17 protein-coding genes are annotated in these 16,270 nt (G+C 69.5%); 6 read left to right on the top strand and 11 right to left on the bottom strand.

Annotated features, from left to right (window positions below; all coding sequences use genetic code 11):
* Positions 1-84: 84 nt before the first annotated feature.
* Positions 85-1,068, bottom strand: coding sequence for a tetratricopeptide repeat protein (locus ACIRQP_RS38615; RefSeq protein WP_403899441.1), 984 nt, complete (start codon positions 1,066-1,068; stop codon positions 85-87).
* 183 nt (positions 1,069-1,251) lie between these two features.
* Between ACIRQP_RS38615 and ACIRQP_RS38610 the strand changes: the two genes are divergently transcribed.
* Positions 1,252-1,857 (top strand): TetR/AcrR family transcriptional regulator, encoded by a 606-nt coding sequence (locus ACIRQP_RS38610; RefSeq protein WP_403899439.1) that lies wholly within the window; start codon positions 1,252-1,254, stop codon positions 1,855-1,857.
* Between the two features lie 61 nt (positions 1,858-1,918).
* Here the strand turns inward: ACIRQP_RS38610 and ACIRQP_RS38605 are convergent, their stop codons facing one another.
* The 6 genes from ACIRQP_RS38605 to ACIRQP_RS38580 all read right to left on the bottom strand — a co-directional run bounded on the left by ACIRQP_RS38605 (position 1,919) and on the right by ACIRQP_RS38580 (position 7,103).
* Positions 1,919-2,776, bottom strand: coding sequence for an ABC transporter permease (locus ACIRQP_RS38605; protein ID WP_403899436.1), 858 nt, complete (start codon positions 2,774-2,776; stop codon positions 1,919-1,921).
* The gene (locus ACIRQP_RS38600; RefSeq protein WP_403899433.1) at positions 2,736-3,701 is read right to left on the bottom strand and encodes an ATP-binding cassette domain-containing protein; all 966 of its coding nucleotides are present in this window, start codon (positions 3,699-3,701) and stop codon (positions 2,736-2,738) included. The genes ACIRQP_RS38605 and ACIRQP_RS38600 overlap by 41 nt, the downstream gene beginning before the upstream one ends.
* A complete protein-coding gene (locus ACIRQP_RS38595) occupies positions 3,698-4,216 on the bottom strand; it encodes a MarR family winged helix-turn-helix transcriptional regulator (protein ID WP_403899430.1) in 519 nt (172 codons plus the stop codon). The genes ACIRQP_RS38600 and ACIRQP_RS38595 overlap by 4 nt, the downstream gene beginning before the upstream one ends.
* Before the next feature lie 115 nt (positions 4,217-4,331).
* Positions 4,332-6,026, bottom strand: coding sequence for a methylmalonyl-CoA mutase (locus ACIRQP_RS38590; RefSeq protein ID WP_403899428.1), 1,695 nt, complete (start codon positions 6,024-6,026; stop codon positions 4,332-4,334).
* Between the two features lie 127 nt (positions 6,027-6,153).
* Positions 6,154-6,474 carry a DUF3817 domain-containing protein gene (locus tag ACIRQP_RS38585; RefSeq protein ID WP_403899425.1) on the bottom strand — a complete coding sequence of 107 codons (321 nt, stop codon included), beginning with the start codon at positions 6,472-6,474 and terminating at the stop codon, positions 6,154-6,156.
* A gap of 116 nt (positions 6,475-6,590) precedes the next feature.
* Positions 6,591-7,103: a MarR family winged helix-turn-helix transcriptional regulator gene (locus ACIRQP_RS38580; RefSeq protein ID WP_403899423.1), complete on the bottom strand. Its 513-nt coding sequence runs from the start codon at positions 7,101-7,103 to the stop codon at positions 6,591-6,593.
* 212 nt (positions 7,104-7,315) lie between these two features.
* Here ACIRQP_RS38580 and ACIRQP_RS38575 point away from each other — a divergent pair, with 212 nt between their 5' ends.
* Entirely contained in the window at positions 7,316-8,419 is a 1,104-nt protein-coding gene (locus ACIRQP_RS38575; protein WP_403899420.1) for a glycoside hydrolase family 6 protein, read from the top strand.
* 18 nt (positions 8,420-8,437) lie between these two features.
* On the opposite strand, the gene ACIRQP_RS38570 is transcribed toward ACIRQP_RS38575, so the two are convergent.
* The 4 genes from ACIRQP_RS38570 to ACIRQP_RS38555 form a co-directional block, all read right to left on the bottom strand.
* Positions 8,438-10,417, bottom strand: a complete 1,980-nt coding sequence (locus ACIRQP_RS38570; RefSeq protein ID WP_403899418.1) for a galactose oxidase-like domain-containing protein — start codon at positions 10,415-10,417, stop codon at positions 8,438-8,440.
* Between the two features lie 3 nt (positions 10,418-10,420).
* Positions 10,421-12,364, bottom strand: coding sequence for a glycosyltransferase family 2 protein (locus tag ACIRQP_RS38565; protein WP_403899485.1), 1,944 nt, complete (start codon positions 12,362-12,364; stop codon positions 10,421-10,423).
* A 204-nt stretch (positions 12,365-12,568) separates the two neighbouring features.
* Complete coding sequence (locus ACIRQP_RS38560) at positions 12,569-12,862, bottom strand: MTH1187 family thiamine-binding protein (protein ID WP_030351951.1); 294 nt, start codon at positions 12,860-12,862, stop codon at positions 12,569-12,571.
* The gene (locus ACIRQP_RS38555) at positions 12,859-13,203 is read right to left on the bottom strand and encodes a DUF3817 domain-containing protein (RefSeq protein WP_403899415.1); all 345 of its coding nucleotides are present in this window, start codon (positions 13,201-13,203) and stop codon (positions 12,859-12,861) included. The genes ACIRQP_RS38560 and ACIRQP_RS38555 overlap by 4 nt, the downstream gene beginning before the upstream one ends.
* A gap of 246 nt (positions 13,204-13,449) precedes the next feature.
* On the opposite strand from ACIRQP_RS38555, the gene ACIRQP_RS38550 reads away from it, so the two are divergent.
* The 4 genes from ACIRQP_RS38550 to ACIRQP_RS38535 all read left to right on the top strand — a co-directional run bounded on the left by ACIRQP_RS38550 (position 13,450) and on the right by ACIRQP_RS38535 (position 16,073).
* Positions 13,450-14,043, top strand: a complete 594-nt coding sequence (locus ACIRQP_RS38550; RefSeq protein WP_403899482.1) for an AIM24 family protein — start codon at positions 13,450-13,452, stop codon at positions 14,041-14,043.
* Entirely contained in the window at positions 14,043-14,693 is a 651-nt protein-coding gene (locus ACIRQP_RS38545; protein WP_403899413.1) for an AIM24 family protein, read from the top strand. The genes ACIRQP_RS38550 and ACIRQP_RS38545 overlap by 1 nt, the downstream gene beginning before the upstream one ends.
* Positions 14,690-15,481 carry an AIM24 family protein gene (locus ACIRQP_RS38540; protein ID WP_403899410.1) on the top strand — a complete coding sequence of 264 codons (792 nt, stop codon included), beginning with the start codon at positions 14,690-14,692 and terminating at the stop codon, positions 15,479-15,481. The genes ACIRQP_RS38545 and ACIRQP_RS38540 overlap by 4 nt, the downstream gene beginning before the upstream one ends.
* A 115-nt stretch (positions 15,482-15,596) precedes the next feature.
* Complete coding sequence (locus ACIRQP_RS38535) at positions 15,597-16,073, top strand: MarR family winged helix-turn-helix transcriptional regulator (protein WP_403899407.1); 477 nt, start codon at positions 15,597-15,599, stop codon at positions 16,071-16,073.
* Positions 16,074-16,270 lie beyond the last annotated feature (197 nt).

The following is a 16,270-nucleotide window of genomic DNA, read 5'->3' as shown; positions in this document are numbered from 1 at the left end:
GTTGTCGTTTCGTCACCGAATCCGCGAGTACGCCACGGAGTTGGCGACCGAAAAAACGGCGAATACCTCAACTACCTCAACACGTCAGAAAAGAACTCTCGCCAGAGCCGAACGCGCCGCCGTCACCCGGGGGTCGTCCCCGCCGATGACTTCGAACAGCTCCAGCAGCCGCACCCGCGCCGCCTCCCGGTCGTCCCCGGCCGTCCGGCGCACGGCCTCGACCAGCCGTCCGAAGGCGTCCTCCACATGTCCGCCGACCAGATCGAGGTCGGCCGCCGCGATCTGCGCCGCCACATCGCCGGGCTTGTCCGCGGCGTCCTTGCGTACCCGCGCCTGGTCCATGTCCTGTACGCGGGCGAGCAGTTCGGCCTGGGCGAGGCCGAGCCCGGCCTCCGAGTTGCCGGGGTCGTCGGCCAGTACATCGCGGTACGCCTGCGAGGCGGCGTCGAAGTCATTGGCGTCCAGCGCGCGTACGGCCGCTTCCAGCAGGGCGTCGTACGGTCCCACCGGCTCGGCGGCGGCCTGCTCGGCGCCGTCCGCCGCGTCCGTCTCCGCGCCGGGGTCGACCGCGATGCCGGTCAGCCCGAAGCGCTCCTCGCCGACCTGGATCAGCTGGTCCAGGGTCTGCCGGATCTGGGTCTCCGCGGCCGCGCCCTGGAAGAGCGGCAGCGCCTGGCCCGCCACCACCGCGAAGACCGCGGGGATCCCCTGGATCCCGAACTGCTGCATCAGCATCTGATTGGCGTCGACGTCGATCTTGGCGAGGATGAACCGGCCGTTGTACTCGCGCGCCAGCCGTTCGAGCACCGGGCTGAGCTGCTTGCACGGCTCACACCACTCGGCCCAGAAGTCGATGACGACCGGGACCTCGGTGGAACGCTGGAGGACATCGCGCTCGAAGCCCGCCTCATCGACGTCGATCACCAGGCTGGAGGGGGGTACGGCACCGGCACCACCGTGACGGGCCGCCTCGGCGCGGGCCTGCTCCGCCTTCACCTTGGCCTCACCGGCCGCCTTCACCGCGGCGAGGTCGACGACGCCGCTCATGGACATGTTCCTAGGCTGCATGAGTACATCCTCCCCCCTCCGCGCACACTTCTGAAAAGCGGTACACGCACCGCCGCGTGGCGGGCGGGCAGCTCCCCGCTTTCGCTACGTCTCGTAGCGTAACTGCCGGGCGGTGCGACAGGGAAGATCCATCTGGTGAACTGACTCACAGCACATGCCTTACCGGCCGGTATGGTCGCCGTCATGTGCAGTCGAGGGGGGCGCCCCCGCAGCGCCGAGGCCGACTCCGCCATCCTGGAAGCGACCCGGGCCGCGCTGGGTGAGCTGGGCTGGTCCAAGCTGACGATGAGCGATGTGGCGACCCGCGCGGGCGTCGCCAAGACCACGCTCTACCGGCGGTGGACGGCCAAGAGCGAGCTCGTCGTGGACGCGGTCGCCGTCCTCTTCGACGAGCTGGAGTTGCAGGACCGCGGCAGTCTGGCGGCCGATGTCGAGGGCATGGTGCTCCAGTTCGCTGCGCTGCTGGAACGGCCCGAGACCAGGACGGCGTTCATGGCGGTGGTCGCGGAGTCCACCCGGGACGAGGCGCTGCGGACCCGTATCCGCGCCTCGATCGTCGACCGACAGAAGCGACTGGTGCTGCTGGGCCGCGAGCGCGCCCGGATGCGCGGTGAACTCCCCCACGAACCGGACACCGCGAAGGCGGCCCGTACCGCGGACCTGATCTTCGACGTGATCGCCGGCGCGGTGGTCCACCGCACCCTGGTCAGCGCGGAGCCGGTCGACCAGGAGTGGGCGCGTACGTTCACGGCCCTGCTGCTCGGCGGGCTGGCCACCGTACAGAGCTGAGTCCGGTTCACACGTGCCGCGTCACCACGTCACCGCGTCACCGCGTCACCGCGTCACCGCGTCACCGCGCCAGCCGTCCCAGCAGCGACGAGGCCGCCGCGATGCCCAAGGCCGCCGCCAGCAGCAGGACGCCGAAGTCGAGCAGCAGATGGGACGGCGTACCGAGCAACAGCCCGCGCAGCGCGTCGACTTGGTAGCTCAGCGGATTGATCTTGCTGATCACCTGGAGCCAGCCGGGCATGATCGCCACCGGATAGAGGGCGTTCGAGGCGAAGAAGAGCGGCATGGTGATGGCCTGGCCGATACCCATCAACCGGTCGCGGGTCAGCACGATCCCGGCGATCGTCATCGACAGACAGGAGAAGAACGCCGAGCCGAGGACCACCACGACGGCCACCCCGAGCAGCCGCAGCGGGTTCCAGGTCAGCCCGACGCCCAGGGCCGTGGCGATGACGATCACCACCACCGCCTGGATCAGTGCCTTCACCCCGGAGGCGAACGCCTTGCCGCTGATGAGTGCGGCTCTCGGGGTGGGGGTGACCAGTAGCTTGGTCAGAATGCCGGCATCCCGCTCCCAGATGATCTGGATGCCGTAGAAGATCGCGATGAACATCGCGGACTGGGCGATGATGCCGGGCGCGAGAAAGTCGATATACGGAACGCCGCCGGAGGGGATGGCCTTGATCCGGGTGAAGGTCTCGCCGAAGATCAGCAGCCAGAGGGCGGGCTGAACGGCCCGGGTGTACAGCTCGGTCCGGTCGTGGCGCAGCTTCTGCAGCTCGACCATGCACATCGCGACGACCCTGGCGGCCAGCACGCGCCAGCCGGTACGGGCGCGCGGTGGTACGAGCAGCAGGTCCAGCCGGCCGAGGCTCTCCTCAGCCGACGCGGGACGCGGTGCGGCGGGTGCTCCTGACATCGCGGTAGTCGCCTCCCTCCTCGTCGAGACCGCTGCCGGCCACGTCCCGGAAGACGTCTTCCAGCGTCGGCAGTGCGTCCTTCTCGCCCGAGGCGCCGGAAGCGCCCGATGCGCCCGCCGCCGCCCGGCGCTCGCGCAGCTCGGACCTCAGCTCGCCGGGGGTGCCGAGGGCGTGAATCCGCCCGTGGTGCATCAGCGCGACGCGATCGCAGTACTGATCGGCCTCGTCCATGTAGTGCGTGGTCACCAGCACGGTCATGCCCGTGGCGTGCCGTACGGCGTTGATGTGCTCCCAGACGCTGGTACGGGCGATCGGGTCGAGTCCGATCGTCGGCTCGTCGAGCATCAGCAGTCTCGGCGCGCTGACCAGCGCCTGGGCGAGTTCGAGCCGGCGGATCATGCCGCCGGAGTACGTCTTGGTCAGCCGGTCGGCCGCGCCGGTCAGATCGACGGCCGCCAGCGCCTGCGCGACACGTTCGGACCGCTCGCGGCGTGGAACGTCGAAGACGCGGGCGAACAGCGTCACGTTCTCGCGGCCCGTCAGCGCCGCGTCGGCGGACAGCTGCTGGGGTACGTAACCGAGCAGGCGGCGTACCGCCATCTTCTCCTTCGCCGCGTCGTGGCCGAACACCCGCACCATGCCCGCCGGGACCGGCAACAGGGTGGTGATGCAGCGGATCGCGGTGGTCTTGCCCGCGCCGTTCGGACCGAGCAGCCCGAAGACCTCGCCCGCGCCGACCGAGAGGTCGAGGTCCTGGACGGCCTTGGTCTCGCCGAAGGCGTAGTCCAGTCCGCGGCAGCTGACGGCGTCGGGCGCGGCGGGGTCCGCGCGGCCGGCCGCGCGAGGATCGGCGGCCCCGGACTCGGCTCCGTCGGGGCCCACGCCGTCGGGGCCGGCGTCGCCGGTGAACGGTGTGTCGGTCATATTCCCTCCACTCGCTGTTCCCCCGCTCCCTCTCCCACCAGGCCCGCTACCGCCGCGCCCGCTCCCGCCGCGCCTCCCTCGTGCAGGTTCTCGGCGAGCCGGCGCAGCGCCGGAAGGGCCGCCGCCAGCGCCGCGCGGTCCTCGTCCGACAGATGGTCCACCTGCTCGCGCATGAGCGCGCGGCGGCGGACTTCCCACTCGCTCAGCCGCGACACGGCCGCGGGGGTGGGCAGCAGTCGCGCGGAGCGCCGGTCGTCCGGGTCGGTCTCACGGAGGAGATAGCCGGCCCGGCCGAGCTGATTGACCAGGGTGGAGACCGAGTTGCCGGCGAGATACAGCTCCTTGGCCGCGTCCGACACCCGTATCCCCGGACGGGCCGCGACCAGCCCCAGCAGCTCGATCTGCGCGCCGCGCAGCGCCGGTGCGGGAAAGCCCTCACGCAGCTGGCGTCGGATCATGCGCTGGACGCCCGCGAGGACGACGGCGAGCGAGTCGGGGAACTCCTCCGTGGTCATGCCATCATTTTAGCTCTCACTCAGAGGTATTTGCGAGCAGGAAGACGTACGGAGGGGAACAAAGCCGACGGCCGCCCCCTCCACCGGGGACGGCCGTCGGCTCGGCACAGTACGTCTAGAAGCCGGGCGGCTCCGTGTACGTCCCCCACTCGTCGCGCAGTACCCCGCAGATCTCACCGAGCGTCGCCTCGGCCCGTACCGCCTCCAGCATCGGAGCGATCATGTTCGAGCCGTCGCGGGCGGCGCTCAGCATGGCCTCCAGGGCCGTACGGACCCGGGCGTCGTCCCGCGCGTCCTTGCGCTCGGCCAGGACCCGCACCTGGTCGCGCTCGACCTCGTGACTGACCCGCAGGATCTCCAGATCGCCGGTGACGGAGCCGTGGTGGACATTGACGCCGACGACCCGCTTGTCGCCCTTCTCCAGCGCCCGCTGGTACCGGAACGCGGACTCGGCGATCTCGCCGGTGAACCAGCCGTCCTCGATGCCGCGCAGAATGCCGGAGGTGACGGGACCGATCGGGTGCCGCCCGTCCGGGTGGGCCCGCAGACCGCGCTCCTTGATCTGCTCGAAGATCTTCTCGGCGTCGGCCTCGATCCGGTCGGTCAGCTGCTCGATGTACCAGGAGCCACCGAGCGGATCGGCCACATTGGCGACGCCCGTCTCCTCCATCAGCACCTGCTGGGTACGGAGCGCGATCTCGGCGGCCTGCTCGCTCGGCAGGGCGAGGGTCTCGTCCAGCGCGTTCGTGTGCAGGGAGTTCGTGCCCCCGAGGACGGCCGCCAGCGCCTCCACCGCCGTCCGTACGACGTTGTTGTACGGCTGCTGCGCGGTGAGCGAGACACCCGCCGTCTGGGTGTGGAAGCGCAGCCACTGCGCCTTGTCGCTCCGCGCTCCGTAGACCTCCTTCATCCACCGCGCCCAGATCCGTCGGGCCGCGCGGAACTTGGCGATCTCCTCGAAGAAGTCGAGATGGGCGTCGAAGAAGAAGGAGAGACCGGGCGCGAAGGTGTCCACGTCCAGCCCCCGGCTCAGCCCCAGCTCCACATAGCCGAAGCCGTCCGCGAGGGTGTACGCGAGCTCCTGCGCGGCCGTCGCCCCGGCCTCGCGGATGTGGTAGCCGGAGACCGAGAGCGGCTTGTACGCGGGGATGGAGGCGGCGCAGTGCTCCATCAGATCGCCGATCAGACGCAGATGCGGCTCGGGCTGGAAGAGCCACTCCTTCTGCGCGATGTACTCCTTGAAGATGTCGGTCTGGAGCGTGCCGTTGAGGGTGGCGGGATCTACGCCCTGGCGCTCCGCGGCGACCAGATACATGCAGAAGACCGGGACCGCGGGGCCGCTGATGGTCATCGAAGTGGTGACCTCGCCGAGCGGAAGGCCGCCGAAAAGTACTTCCATGTCGGCGGCGGAGTCGATGGCGACCCCGCAGTGGCCGACCTCGCCGAGCGAGCGCGGGTCGTCGGAGTCGCGGCCCATGAGCGTCGGCATGTCGAAGGCGACGGAGAGCCCGCCGCCGCCGTTGGCCAGGATCGTCTTGTAGCGCTCATTGGTCTGCTGGGCGTTGCCGAAACCGGCGAACTGGCGGATGGTCCAGGTCCGGCCTCGGTAGCCGGTGGGATGGAGCCCCCGGGTGAAGGGGTACTCCCCCGGCCAGCCGATCCGCTCGAAGCCCTCGTAGGTGTCCCCGGGCCGGGGCCCGTAGACCGGCTCCACCGGGTCACCGGAGAGCGTGCCGAAGTCCGCGTCGCGCTTGCGGGCCTTGTCGTACCGGGCCTGCCAGCGCAGGCGGCCCTCCTCCATCGCGTCCATGCCTTCAAATTTACTAGGACGTCCAAGTAAATGTCGATGCCAAACCGCCCACACCTCGTGCGGGCGGGGCTCCGGCGGACCGAATCAGGACCTGACGGACCCGATGGACCAGGCGGACCCGGCGGACCTAGGCCGTCGCGGGCTCACGGTCCGTGATCAGCGGCCGGACCTCGCGGGTGATCCTCGGCTCGACGAAGAACGACGCGACCGGGATACAGCCGGCGGCCAGCACCCAGAGGAGCTTGCCGAAGGGCCACTTCGCCTTGGTGCCCAGGTCGAAGGCGAAGACGACGTACACGATGAACAGCACACCGTGGATCTGGGAGATCAGCATCGTGTCGCCGGTGTCGAATCCGTACTTCAGGATGATCGCCACGGTGAAGACCAGCAGCCATACGGCGGTGACGTACGCCATCACCCGGTAGCGGGACAGCACGCTTTGTTTCATGGCCCCGAGCGTATCCCGGGCCCTTCCGGCGCCTGCGGGGAGCCCGTCCCTCGCCCGCGGAAGGGACCACGCACGCACGCCGGCGGCACCCACCACGGGGGTGCGCGCGCCCCGGCTCAGCCCGCGTCGTCGAAGTCCCTGGCCGCCACCCGCAGCGGGCGGAGCATCGCGAAGATCTCCGCGCACTCCTCGGCGTCGTACGCCCCGAGCCCGAAGTCCATCCGCACCAGATCGCGGGTGGCGGCCTCCACCACCTTCCGGCCCTTGTCCGTGATGGACGCGAGCGTGCCGCGGCCGTCGTTCGGATTGGGCCGCTTGGCGACCAGACCGGATCTCACCAGCCGGTCCACGGTGTTGGTGACCGACGTCGGGTGGACCATCAGCCGCTCGCCGATCTTGGACATCGGCAGCTCGCCCGCCTTGGAGAAGGTGAGCAGCACCAATGCCTCGTACCGGGCGAACGTCAGCCCGTACGGCTTGACCACCGCGTCCACGCCGGCCAGCAGGATCTGCTGCGCGCGCATGATCGAGGTGATCGCCGCCATGGACGGCACGGGCCCCCAGCGCTGCTGCCAGAGTTCGTCGGCGCGGGCGATGGGATCGAAGGGGAGGCTGAGCGGTTTCGGCACGGCTCCGACCCTACCCAGAGGTCACCTGGCGGACTGCCCTGTCTCGGATTTCGGTCGCACGGTGCGGAGGCACGGACACCAGGTGCTGTACGAGCGGGCGCCGCCCGGTGTCGCGCTGCCGGTGTCGCAGAGCGCCACCGAATGAACATTATGTAACGATATGACCATCTTGTCATACCCGTCGTTGCCCAGTCGTCTTCCGAGGGGGCTGGATGTCCGGCCGCAGACCACACCGCCCGCGCACCTCGCGCCGCCGCCCGTGCTCGCTCGCCTCCGCCGCCCTCGCGGCGGCGCTCGCGATGACGGCGGCCGGCTGCTCCCCCGACTCCCGCCGGGACTCCGCCGAACGGACCGAGCGGACCGAGCAGATCGAGCGGGGCGATCGCACCGGCCCCTCCGTGCTCCGCGGCGAAGCCGCCCCCACCGCGGCCTCGCCCTTCTGGATCGATCCGGAGAGCGACGCGGCCCGCCAGGTCAGGGAGTGGGAGCAGCAGGGGCGTAAGGACGACGCGAAGGCGCTGCGGCGGATCTCCGAGCGGGCGGTGGCCGACTGGCCGGCCGCCGACAACCCCGAGCCCGGGATCCACCGGATCGTGCGTAGTGCGAAGACCGCCAGGAGCACGGCCGTCTTCGTCGCGTACAACATCCCCCACCGCGACTGCGGGCTCTACTCCGCGGGCGGCGCCCAGGACGCCCAGTCCTACCACGACTGGATCGGCTCCTTCGCCGCCGCCATCGGCGACGCCGAGGCCATGGTGATCCTGGAGCCGGACGCCGTTCCGCATATGACCGACGGCTGCACCCCGGCGGAGTACCACGACGAGCGGTACAAGTTGCTCGCCCACGCCATCGGCAGGCTCAAGCAGCAGCCACGTACCCGGGTCTATCTGGACGCCGGCAATCCCAACTGGATCCCCGACCCCGCCAGACTCATCGAGCCGCTCCGGCGGGCCGGGATCGCCTCGGCCGACGGCTTCTCGCTCAATGTGTCCAACTTCCAGACGAACGACGCGGTCAAGGCGTACGGCACCCGGCTCTCCGGGCTGCTCGGTGATGTCCACTTCACCATCGACACCAGCAGGAACGGCGCGGGCCCGCTGCGCGGTGACAAGGACGAGGCGTGGTGCAACCCGCCGGGCCGGGCGCTCGGCTCGCCGCCCACCACCAACACCGGCAACGAACTGCTGGACGCCTTCCTCTGGATCAAGCGCCCCGGAGACTCGGACGGCCCCTGCCGCGGCGGCCCGTCGGCCGGTACCTGGTGGCCCGACTACGCGCTGGGCCTCGCCCGCAGAAGCAAGGACGCGACCGCCTGAGCCCGCCCTGTCCGGGGCTCAGTCCACCCGGACCCACTTCGCCTCGGACGGGACACCGGCGGAGTTGGTGACGAAGAGCATGTACCAGCCGGGCGGTACCAGCGCCCGGTCCTTCGGCACCTCCACCGTCACCGTGTCCTTCGTCTTCGTCAGTGCCAGCTCGACCGAGCGCTGCTCGACATCCGTCGTGTGCGTCACGGCGCTCGGCCGCATCAGCCTCGCCTTCGCGATCCGGTCGGGACGGGCCGCGCGGAAGGTGGCCCGGCCGTTCAGGTCGACCGCCCGCGGCCCCTCCCCCAGCGCCGGTCTGTTCTCACCGGCTCTGTCCCCCTGAAGATAGGGCGGCGTGTAGATCTCCACACGCTGTTCGAAGGTCCCGAGTTTGGTGTTGTCGGCGTCGCGGAAGAGCGGGTCGGAACCGAAGGTGACCACACGGCCGTCGGGCAGCAGCAGCGCTTCCGAGTGGTAGTTGCGCCCCACGGTCGGGTCGGCGGCCGGCCGGAACGTATTGGTCCTCGGCTCGTAGAACTGCGCCTTGAGGATGTCGCTGGCGCCGCGCCCCCGGTAGTCGGAGGAACCGCCGGTGGTGAACACCGTGTCGTCCGGGAGCAGCACACTGCTCAGATAGCGCGTGCCCTTCGGCAGCCTGGGCCCCTCCTGGAAGGCCGGGCTGTCCCGTGTGAGGTCGACGATCGCGGTGCGCGCGGTGGCCTTGGAGGACTCACCGACGCCCCCGCCGCCGAGCAGCATCACCCGCTGGTCCTGCGCCGGCGCCAGCATCAGAGAGGCCGAGGTCTCCGTCTGGTCGGGATCGGTGAGCCCGCCGACCTCGGTGAAGGTGTTCTTCGTGAGGTCCCAGAGCCCCGGCTGCCGGCCCTTCTCGGCGGGCCCGTACCCCGCGTTGGAGCCCGAGTAGAAGAGCTTGCCGCCCTTGGTGAGGAAGAGCGCGGGATAGGTCGGGAAGTAGCGGGTGGGGCCCTTGGACCACGCCTTGGTCCTCGGGTCGTAGATCTCGTTGTCCCCGGTCAGTACGGCGCCGACGTCGTCGAGGCCGGAGACGGCGAGCACCTTCCCGTCGTCCAGGGTCACCAGCGTGGGGTACCAGCGCGCTTCCTTCATCGGGTTCACGGGGAGGTACTTCTCGGCCCCGGGGTCGAATTCGTACGCGGATCTGATGCCCTGGAAGTCCTGCTTCTCCGTGGTGAGTTTCTGTGCCAGGCCGTAGAGATTCTTGGCGTCCTTGCCCTTGAGCCCGACGATCTCGTACTGCGCCGCCTGGGTGGTCAGCCCGCGCGGGCCCTTCTCGGCCGCCTCCACGAACACCCGCGCCTCGCCGGCCGTCACCTTCGTACGCCAGGGCAGCATCCGGCCGCCCTTCCCGTACCCGACCTTGAGCTCCTTCTTCGCCCTGGGCACCGTGACATCGAACTTGCTGATGAACTCGACGCCCGAGGGGGAGCGGAAGCGGGTGCCCTTCTTGAAGGTGCGGGCCCGGTCGGGGTTCTCGTTCTTGACCCGCATCCGGCCGCCGGCCCGCTTCACCTCGCCGTCGAGGACCTCGTAGCGCGCCGTGCCGCCCGCCACCAGCAGCCGTCCGTCGGGGAGCTGGGAGTGGCCCGCACAGAAGAAGTCCTCCGGGGTGGGGATCTTCTTGAAGGAGTTGTCGGCCGGGTTCCAGAGGATCGTGTCGAACGATCCCTCGTCGAACTTCTTCTGGTTGTTGCCGGAGCCGGCGATGATCAGCACCTTGCCGGTGTGCAGCAGGGCCGCGTGGATCGCGTTCGTACGGTATTCCGCCGGGACGTCGAGGATCTCCCAGGAGCCGTACTGCCGCTTGTAGCCCGGCTGCGCGATCTTGTACGCGTGGTACTTCTGCTCGGCGAACGAGAACGCCGCGGGGGCGTTGAGGGCCGCCAGCACCGCCAGGGCTCCGCCACCGAGCAGTGTCTTCTTGAACTTCTCCGAGGGCCTGTGGCGCGGCCGGTACCGCTTAGGCATGGGTCAGTTCCCTCCTGTCATCGTCACAGGCGTCGTGGCGAAGGCGGACTCGGGCTCCGGCTCGGGGTCCAGGTCCAGGTCCAGGTCCAGGTCCAGCTCCGAATCCAGGTCCGGATCCAGCTCCAGGTCCGGATCCAACTCCAGGTCCAGGTCCAGGTCCGGATCCAACTCCAGGTCCAGGTCCAGGTCCGGATCCAGCTCCAGGTCCGGATCCTCGACGGCTTCGACGGAAGTACGGACGGATGTTTGTACGGTGCCGCTGCCGGCGCGCCCGGCCAGCAGCGTCCAGCCCCAGACACCGACCGGTGCGAGGGCGATCACCAGCGCCAGGCCCGCCCAGGTGCGCATCGCCGCGTGTGTGTGGCCGAGGAGCACCGACGCGACGAGTGAGGCGATCAGCACGGCGGCCCAGAAGAGATGGAGCCGGAAGGTCAGCAGCCGGTCGGGGCTCGCCCGGCCGCCCTTGGGGGTGACCACGAAGCTGCCGCGGGTACGGAGGAGCGCCGAGACCAGCGACCTGAGATAGACCGGCGCGGAGAGCGCGGACATCGCCATTCCGGCGAGACCGCCCGAGCCGCGCGGCTCGTGGGGCGAGACGTTGTGCCGCCGGTTCCAGAGGTAGAGCCCTATCTGCAGAGCGGCGGCATCGCTGTAGAGCATCAGCAGGACCGAGGACGAGACCTGGGTGCCCGAGGCGCCGAACCAGAGGAAGAGAACACAGCTGAGGATGCCGAGGAACCAGTTCACGGCGGTCATCGGGTAGTAGACGAGCATCAGCGTGTAGCTGAGCAGCCGTCCGGGCGGCAGCCGGAACGGTGCCTTCCAGAACTGCTTGAGCAGCGTCTCGTACGTCCCGCGCGACCAGCGCAGCTGCTGGGTGAAGAAGTCGGTCCAGGAAGCGGGGCCCTCGCCCACGGCCAGTACATCGGGGGTGTAGACCGAACGCCAGAACCGGCCGGTGATGGGGTTCCTGACACGGTGCAGCTCGAACCCGGTGGCCATGTCCTCGGTGATCGAGTCGTACAGCCCGCCTATCTGCAGGACCGCCCGCACCCGGACGACGTTGTTCGTACCGACGAACATCGGGGCGTGATAGCGGTTGCCGGCCCGCTGGATCAGCGCGTGGAAGAGGAACTGCTGGGACTCGGCGGCCTTGGTGACCGGTGAGCTGTAGTTGCCGTACACCTGGGGGCCGACGACGAAGGCGGTGTCCGGGTCGCGGAAGTAGCCCATCATCCGCTCCAGGAAGTTCGGAAGCGGAATGTGGTCGGTGTCGACGGAGGCGAAGAAGTCGTAGTCGCCGCCGTGCATGGCGAGCCAGGCGTTGTAGTTGCCGTGCTTGGTGCGTGCCTTGTGCACGCCCCGCCTGCGGTTCCACTCCGGTATGCCGCGCCGGGTGAAGTGGCGGACCCCCAGCTGCTCGCAGAGCGCCCTGGCGTCGCTGTCGTCGCCCTCGTCCAGCAGCCAGATGTCGAGCGGGCCGCTGTGGCGCAGCCGTACGGCTCCTTCGAGCGTGGACCGCACCATGGCGAGCGGTTCCTTGCCCGGGACGTAGGTGGTGAGGAACGCGACGCGGGTGCCGGGCTCGGCCGGGACGGGTATGGGGTCCCTGGCGACCATCGTGGCGTGGGCGACCGATGTGACGTTGACGAGCGTGAAGAGGGCGATGAGCCCGATCGCGCCCAGCATCACCTGGTCGCAGACCACCAGCCATCGGTCGCCGCTCTCGCGCTCGGTGTGGTGGGTGGGCCAGACCAGATAGACCAGCAGGGCGCCGGAGAGCAGCGGCGCCAGGACCATGAGCAGGACGGCTCTTATTCGGTGGGGTTCACGCGCGAGCAGACTCCGGTAGCGCACCCGGTAGGCGACGGCCCGGTCCGGTTCCCTGAGCGGACCGGCCAGACAGCTGTAGACGTCGTAGTCGTACTCGGAACCCTCCGGCCGCACGGATGCCTCCAGCTGTCGCACCAGATTGATATCCCTACAGAAAGGGACATTTACCGGCGTGTCGACTGGAGACGTCCGTGCGAGCGGTGCTCCGTGCGGAGGTTACTGCGTATGGGTTGCCGTACGGCCGCGAGGAAGGCCGCGCGGGGGCGGCCGGCAAGGCGGGGCTCAGCGGGGTGCGGGGCTCGGCGGGAGAGGCGGGGCTCAGCCGGCGAGGTAGCGCTCCACCGTCTCGACCTTCGAGGTGAGACCGTCCGTGACCCCCGGCCGGATGTCGGCCTTGAGGACGAGCGAGACGCGCCCGGCGCGGGCCTCGACCGCGGCGACGGCCCGCTTCACGACGTCCATCACCTCGTCCCACTCCCCCTCGACCGAGGTGAACATGGCGTCCGTACGGTTGGGCAGCCCGGACTCGCGGACGACACGGACGGCGTCGGCGACGTACTCCCCGACGTCCTCCCCCACGCCCAGCGGGCTCACCGAGAAGGCGACGATCATGCGTTCACCGTACCCTCGCGGCGGGCGCGGGAGGCGATGACCGCGTCGTCGGCGGCGCGCTTGAGCTTGCGCTCGGCGAAGAAGCCGCCGGTCGGCAGGACGGAGAGCACGAAGTAGAGGGCCGCGGTGCCGAAGGACCACTTGGTGCGGTTCCAGGCGTCCAGCCAGAAGACCACGTACAGCACGAAGAGCAGACCGTGGACGGCGCCCATGACGGGGACCGCGTTGAAGTCCGTCGTGCGCTTGAGCACCGAGCAGACGAGGAGCAGCAGGAACGACACGGCCTCCGGGGCGGAGACCAGACGGAGGCGATGGAGGGAGGAGGCGGTCTTGATGTCCACAGGGAGGCACCTTCGGCATCGGGGGCGGACGTGATCTTGTGAATGTTTGCACAAGCGCGGTCCCATTGTGGCAGCACAGCTTTGCCCGACCGTTATCAGGGTCCGTGTCGCCGGCGTGACGGGGCGCGTCGGGGTCCGGCCGGGGGCGATCGCGGACCATGGCCCCTGTTCCCTGTCAGTGCCGCCCGTTACCTTCGATCCGTGGCTCAGTTCCGACTGCAAGGCAGCAAGGTGCTCGCCGTCGACATGACCGGCGACGCCGTCAAAGCGAAGAACGGCTCGATGGTCGCGTACGACGGCCGGATGGCGTTCAAGAAGATGTCCGGCGGCGGTGAGGGTCTGCGCGGGATGGTGACCCGCCGGCTCACCGGCGAACAGATGACCGTGATGGAGGTGAAGGGCCAGGGCACCTGCTACTTCGCCGACCGCGCGAGCGAGATCAGCCTCGTCTCGCTGCATGGCGACAAGCTCTTCGTCGAGGCGAGCAATCTGCTCTGCACGGACGCGGGGCTGCGTACCGGCACGTCGTTCACCGGCCTGCGGGGCGGCGCGTCCGGCACCGGCCTGTTCACGACCACCGTCGAGGGCATGGGCCAGGCCGCGATCATGTCGGACGGCGAGGCGGTGATCCTGCGGGTGACTCCGCAGTACCCGCTCTTCGTCGACCCCGGCGCGTACATCGCGCACCAGGGCAACCTCCAGCAGAAGTTCCAGTCCGGCGTCAACTTCCGTACGTTCATGGGCGAGGGTTCGGGCGAGTCCTTCCAGATCCGCTTCGAGGGCGACGGGCTCGTCTACGTACAGCCCAGCGAGCGGAACACGATCGGGGGCGATGTCTGATGCCGTTCCGCGAGATCAACTCGAAGATGGTCGAGGCGACGGTCCTGCCCGGCCAGAAGATGTTCAGCCAGCGCGGCGCGATGCTCGCGTACCGCGGCGACGTCAGCTTCACCCCCAACATCCAGGGCGGCCAGGGCGGTCTGATGTCCATGATCGGACGACGGGTCGCCAATGAGGCGACCCCGCTGATGACGGTCGAGGGGAGCGGCACGGTGATGTTCGGCCATGGCGGCCATCACATCCAGGTCATCAATCTGGCGGGCGACACCCTGTATGTGGAGGCGGACCGGCTGCTCGCGTTCGACGGGACCCTCCAGCAGGGCACGATGTTCATGGGCTCGCAGGGCGGGGTCATGGGCATGGTGCGCGGACAGGTGACCGGCCAGGGCCTGTTCACCACCACACTGAAGGGCCATGGCGCGGTCGCGGTGATGGCGCACGGCGGGGTGATCGAGGTGCCCGTCACCCCGGGCCGGGAGGTCCATGTGGACCCGCAGGCGTATGTCGCGCACCACGGCGACCTACGGAACAAGCTGTCCACGGCGCTCGGCTGGCGCGACATGGTCGGGCGCGGCTCCGGCGAGGCGTTCCAACTGGAATTGAGCGGCAGTGGCGCGGTGTACGTCCAGGCGTCGGAGGAGAAGCTGTGAGCGCGCCCGTGATCCATGACCCGATGACGCTGCCGAGCGACGACAACGTCAACGCGTACACCTTCTGTGTGGAGTTGAAGGGGAGCCAGTGGTTCCTGCAGAAGGGGAAGATGATCGCCTGCTACGGGCAGATCAACTTCGACGGCATCGGCCACGGCCGGTTCGAGCGGCTGGTGCGTACGAGCTTCCACTCGCCGCTGCACGCCAGTGACTGGGTGGTGGCGGAGGGCAGCGGCAAGATGCTGCTCGCCGACCGCGCCTTCGACGTCAACTCGTTCGATCTGGAAGAGGGCAATCTGACGATCCGGTCCGGGAATCTGCTGGCGTACCAGCCGACGCTGGCGCTGAAGCAGTCGATCGTGCCGGGCTTTCTGACGCTGATCGGTACGGGGAAGTTCGTGGCCGCGTCCAACGGGCCCGTGGTCTTCATGGAGCCGCCGCTGCGGGTGGACCCGCAGGCGCTGGTGGGCTGGGCGGACTGCCCGTCCCCCTGCCACCACTACGATCATGGTTATATGTCCGGAGTGCTGGGCGGGCTCAGGTCGTTGACGGGGATCGGCGGTACGTCGGGCGAGGAACATCAATTCGAGTTCGTCGGGGCCGGGACGGTGCTGCTGCAGTCGACGGAGATGCTGATGGCGGAGCAGCCGTTGGGCGCGGTCACGTCGGAGCCCGGGGTGCCGGGCGGCGGCGCTCCCTCGGGGCACTCCGGACATCAGGGGTCACAGGGGTCCACGCCCCGGATGCCGGGGCAGCTCGGCGATCTCCAGCGTCGCTTCGGGCTGTGAGCGGTAGTCTGCGGAGTGTGACGTCGAACGCCTGCGCCCCTGGCTGGTGATCGGGTGCGAGGTGTCACATCCGGAGGCTTCGTACAGATTTCAACTTCTTAGGTAGAATCCATACATGGAGACCGAGACCGCCACCCGCTGGCTGACCGACGCGGAGCAGTGCGCCTGGCGCACCCATCTGGATGTCAACAAACTGCTGACGCACCAGTTGGAGAAAGACCTTCAGCCGTTCGGCCTGACCATGAACGACTACGAGATCCTGGTGAACCTCTCGGAGTCGGCGGAACGTCGTATGCGGATGAGTGACCTCGCGGCCACCACGCTCCAGTCCAAGAGCCGACTCTCCCATCAGATCACCAGGATGGAGGCCGCCGGGCTGGTCCGCCGGGAGAACTGCGAGTCCGACCGGCGCGGGCTCTACGCGGTCCTGACGGACCACGGGATGGAGACCATGCAGAAGGTCGCGCCGCACCATGTCGCGTCCGTACGGAAGCACTTCATCGATCTGCTCACGCCCGAGGCGCTGGCGGAGCTGCGGGCGTCGCTGACGCCGGTGGCCGAGCAGCTGCGCGGACGGCGCGGCAAGGCCTGAGCCGTACGGGGTGGGGGGGGGGGGGGGGGGGGGGGGGGGGGGGGGGGTGGGGTGTGGGGGGGGGGGGGGGGGGGGGGGGGGGGGGGGTTTTGGGGGGGGGGGGGGGGGGGGGGGCGGGGGGGGTTTGGGGGGGTGGGGGGGGGGCTCGCAGGGCGGGGGCGGGGGCGGGGGGGGGGGGGGGGGGGAGTCGCCGGGGG

The organism is Streptomyces sp. NPDC102274, assembly GCF_044766385.1.
Lineage (GTDB): Bacteria > Actinomycetota > Actinomycetes > Streptomycetales > Streptomycetaceae > Streptomyces.
This window is presented reverse-complemented; position numbering and strand designations above follow the sequence as displayed.

Coding starts and splice junctions, on each gene's coding strand:
- ACIRQP_RS38615 (WP_403899441.1), bottom strand. CDS start 1,068: ATGCAGCCTAGGAACATGTCCATGAGCGGCGTCGTCGACCTCGCCGCG.
- ACIRQP_RS38610 (WP_403899439.1), top strand. CDS start 1,252: ATGTGCAGTCGAGGGGGGCGCCCCCGCAGCGCCGAGGCCGACTCCGCC.
- ACIRQP_RS38605 (WP_403899436.1), bottom strand. CDS start 2,776: ATGTCAGGAGCACCCGCCGCACCGCGTCCCGCGTCGGCTGAGGAGAGC.
- ACIRQP_RS38600 (WP_403899433.1), bottom strand. CDS start 3,701: ATGACCGACACACCGTTCACCGGCGACGCCGGCCCCGACGGCGTGGGC.
- ACIRQP_RS38595 (WP_403899430.1), bottom strand. CDS start 4,216: ATGACCACGGAGGAGTTCCCCGACTCGCTCGCCGTCGTCCTCGCGGGC.
- ACIRQP_RS38590 (WP_403899428.1), bottom strand. CDS start 6,026: ATGGACGCGATGGAGGAGGGCCGCCTGCGCTGGCAGGCCCGGTACGAC.
- ACIRQP_RS38585 (WP_403899425.1), bottom strand. CDS start 6,474: ATGAAACAAAGCGTGCTGTCCCGCTACCGGGTGATGGCGTACGTCACC.
- ACIRQP_RS38575 (WP_403899420.1), top strand. CDS start 7,316: ATGTCCGGCCGCAGACCACACCGCCCGCGCACCTCGCGCCGCCGCCCG.
- ACIRQP_RS38570 (WP_403899418.1), bottom strand. CDS start 10,417: ATGCCTAAGCGGTACCGGCCGCGCCACAGGCCCTCGGAGAAGTTCAAG.
- ACIRQP_RS38560 (WP_030351951.1), bottom strand. CDS start 12,862: ATGATCGTCGCCTTCTCGGTGAGCCCGCTGGGCGTGGGGGAGGACGTC.
- ACIRQP_RS38550 (WP_403899482.1), top strand. CDS start 13,450: ATGACCGGCGACGCCGTCAAAGCGAAGAACGGCTCGATGGTCGCGTAC.
- ACIRQP_RS38545 (WP_403899413.1), top strand. CDS start 14,043: ATGCCGTTCCGCGAGATCAACTCGAAGATGGTCGAGGCGACGGTCCTG.
- ACIRQP_RS38535 (WP_403899407.1), top strand. CDS start 15,597: ATGGAGACCGAGACCGCCACCCGCTGGCTGACCGACGCGGAGCAGTGC.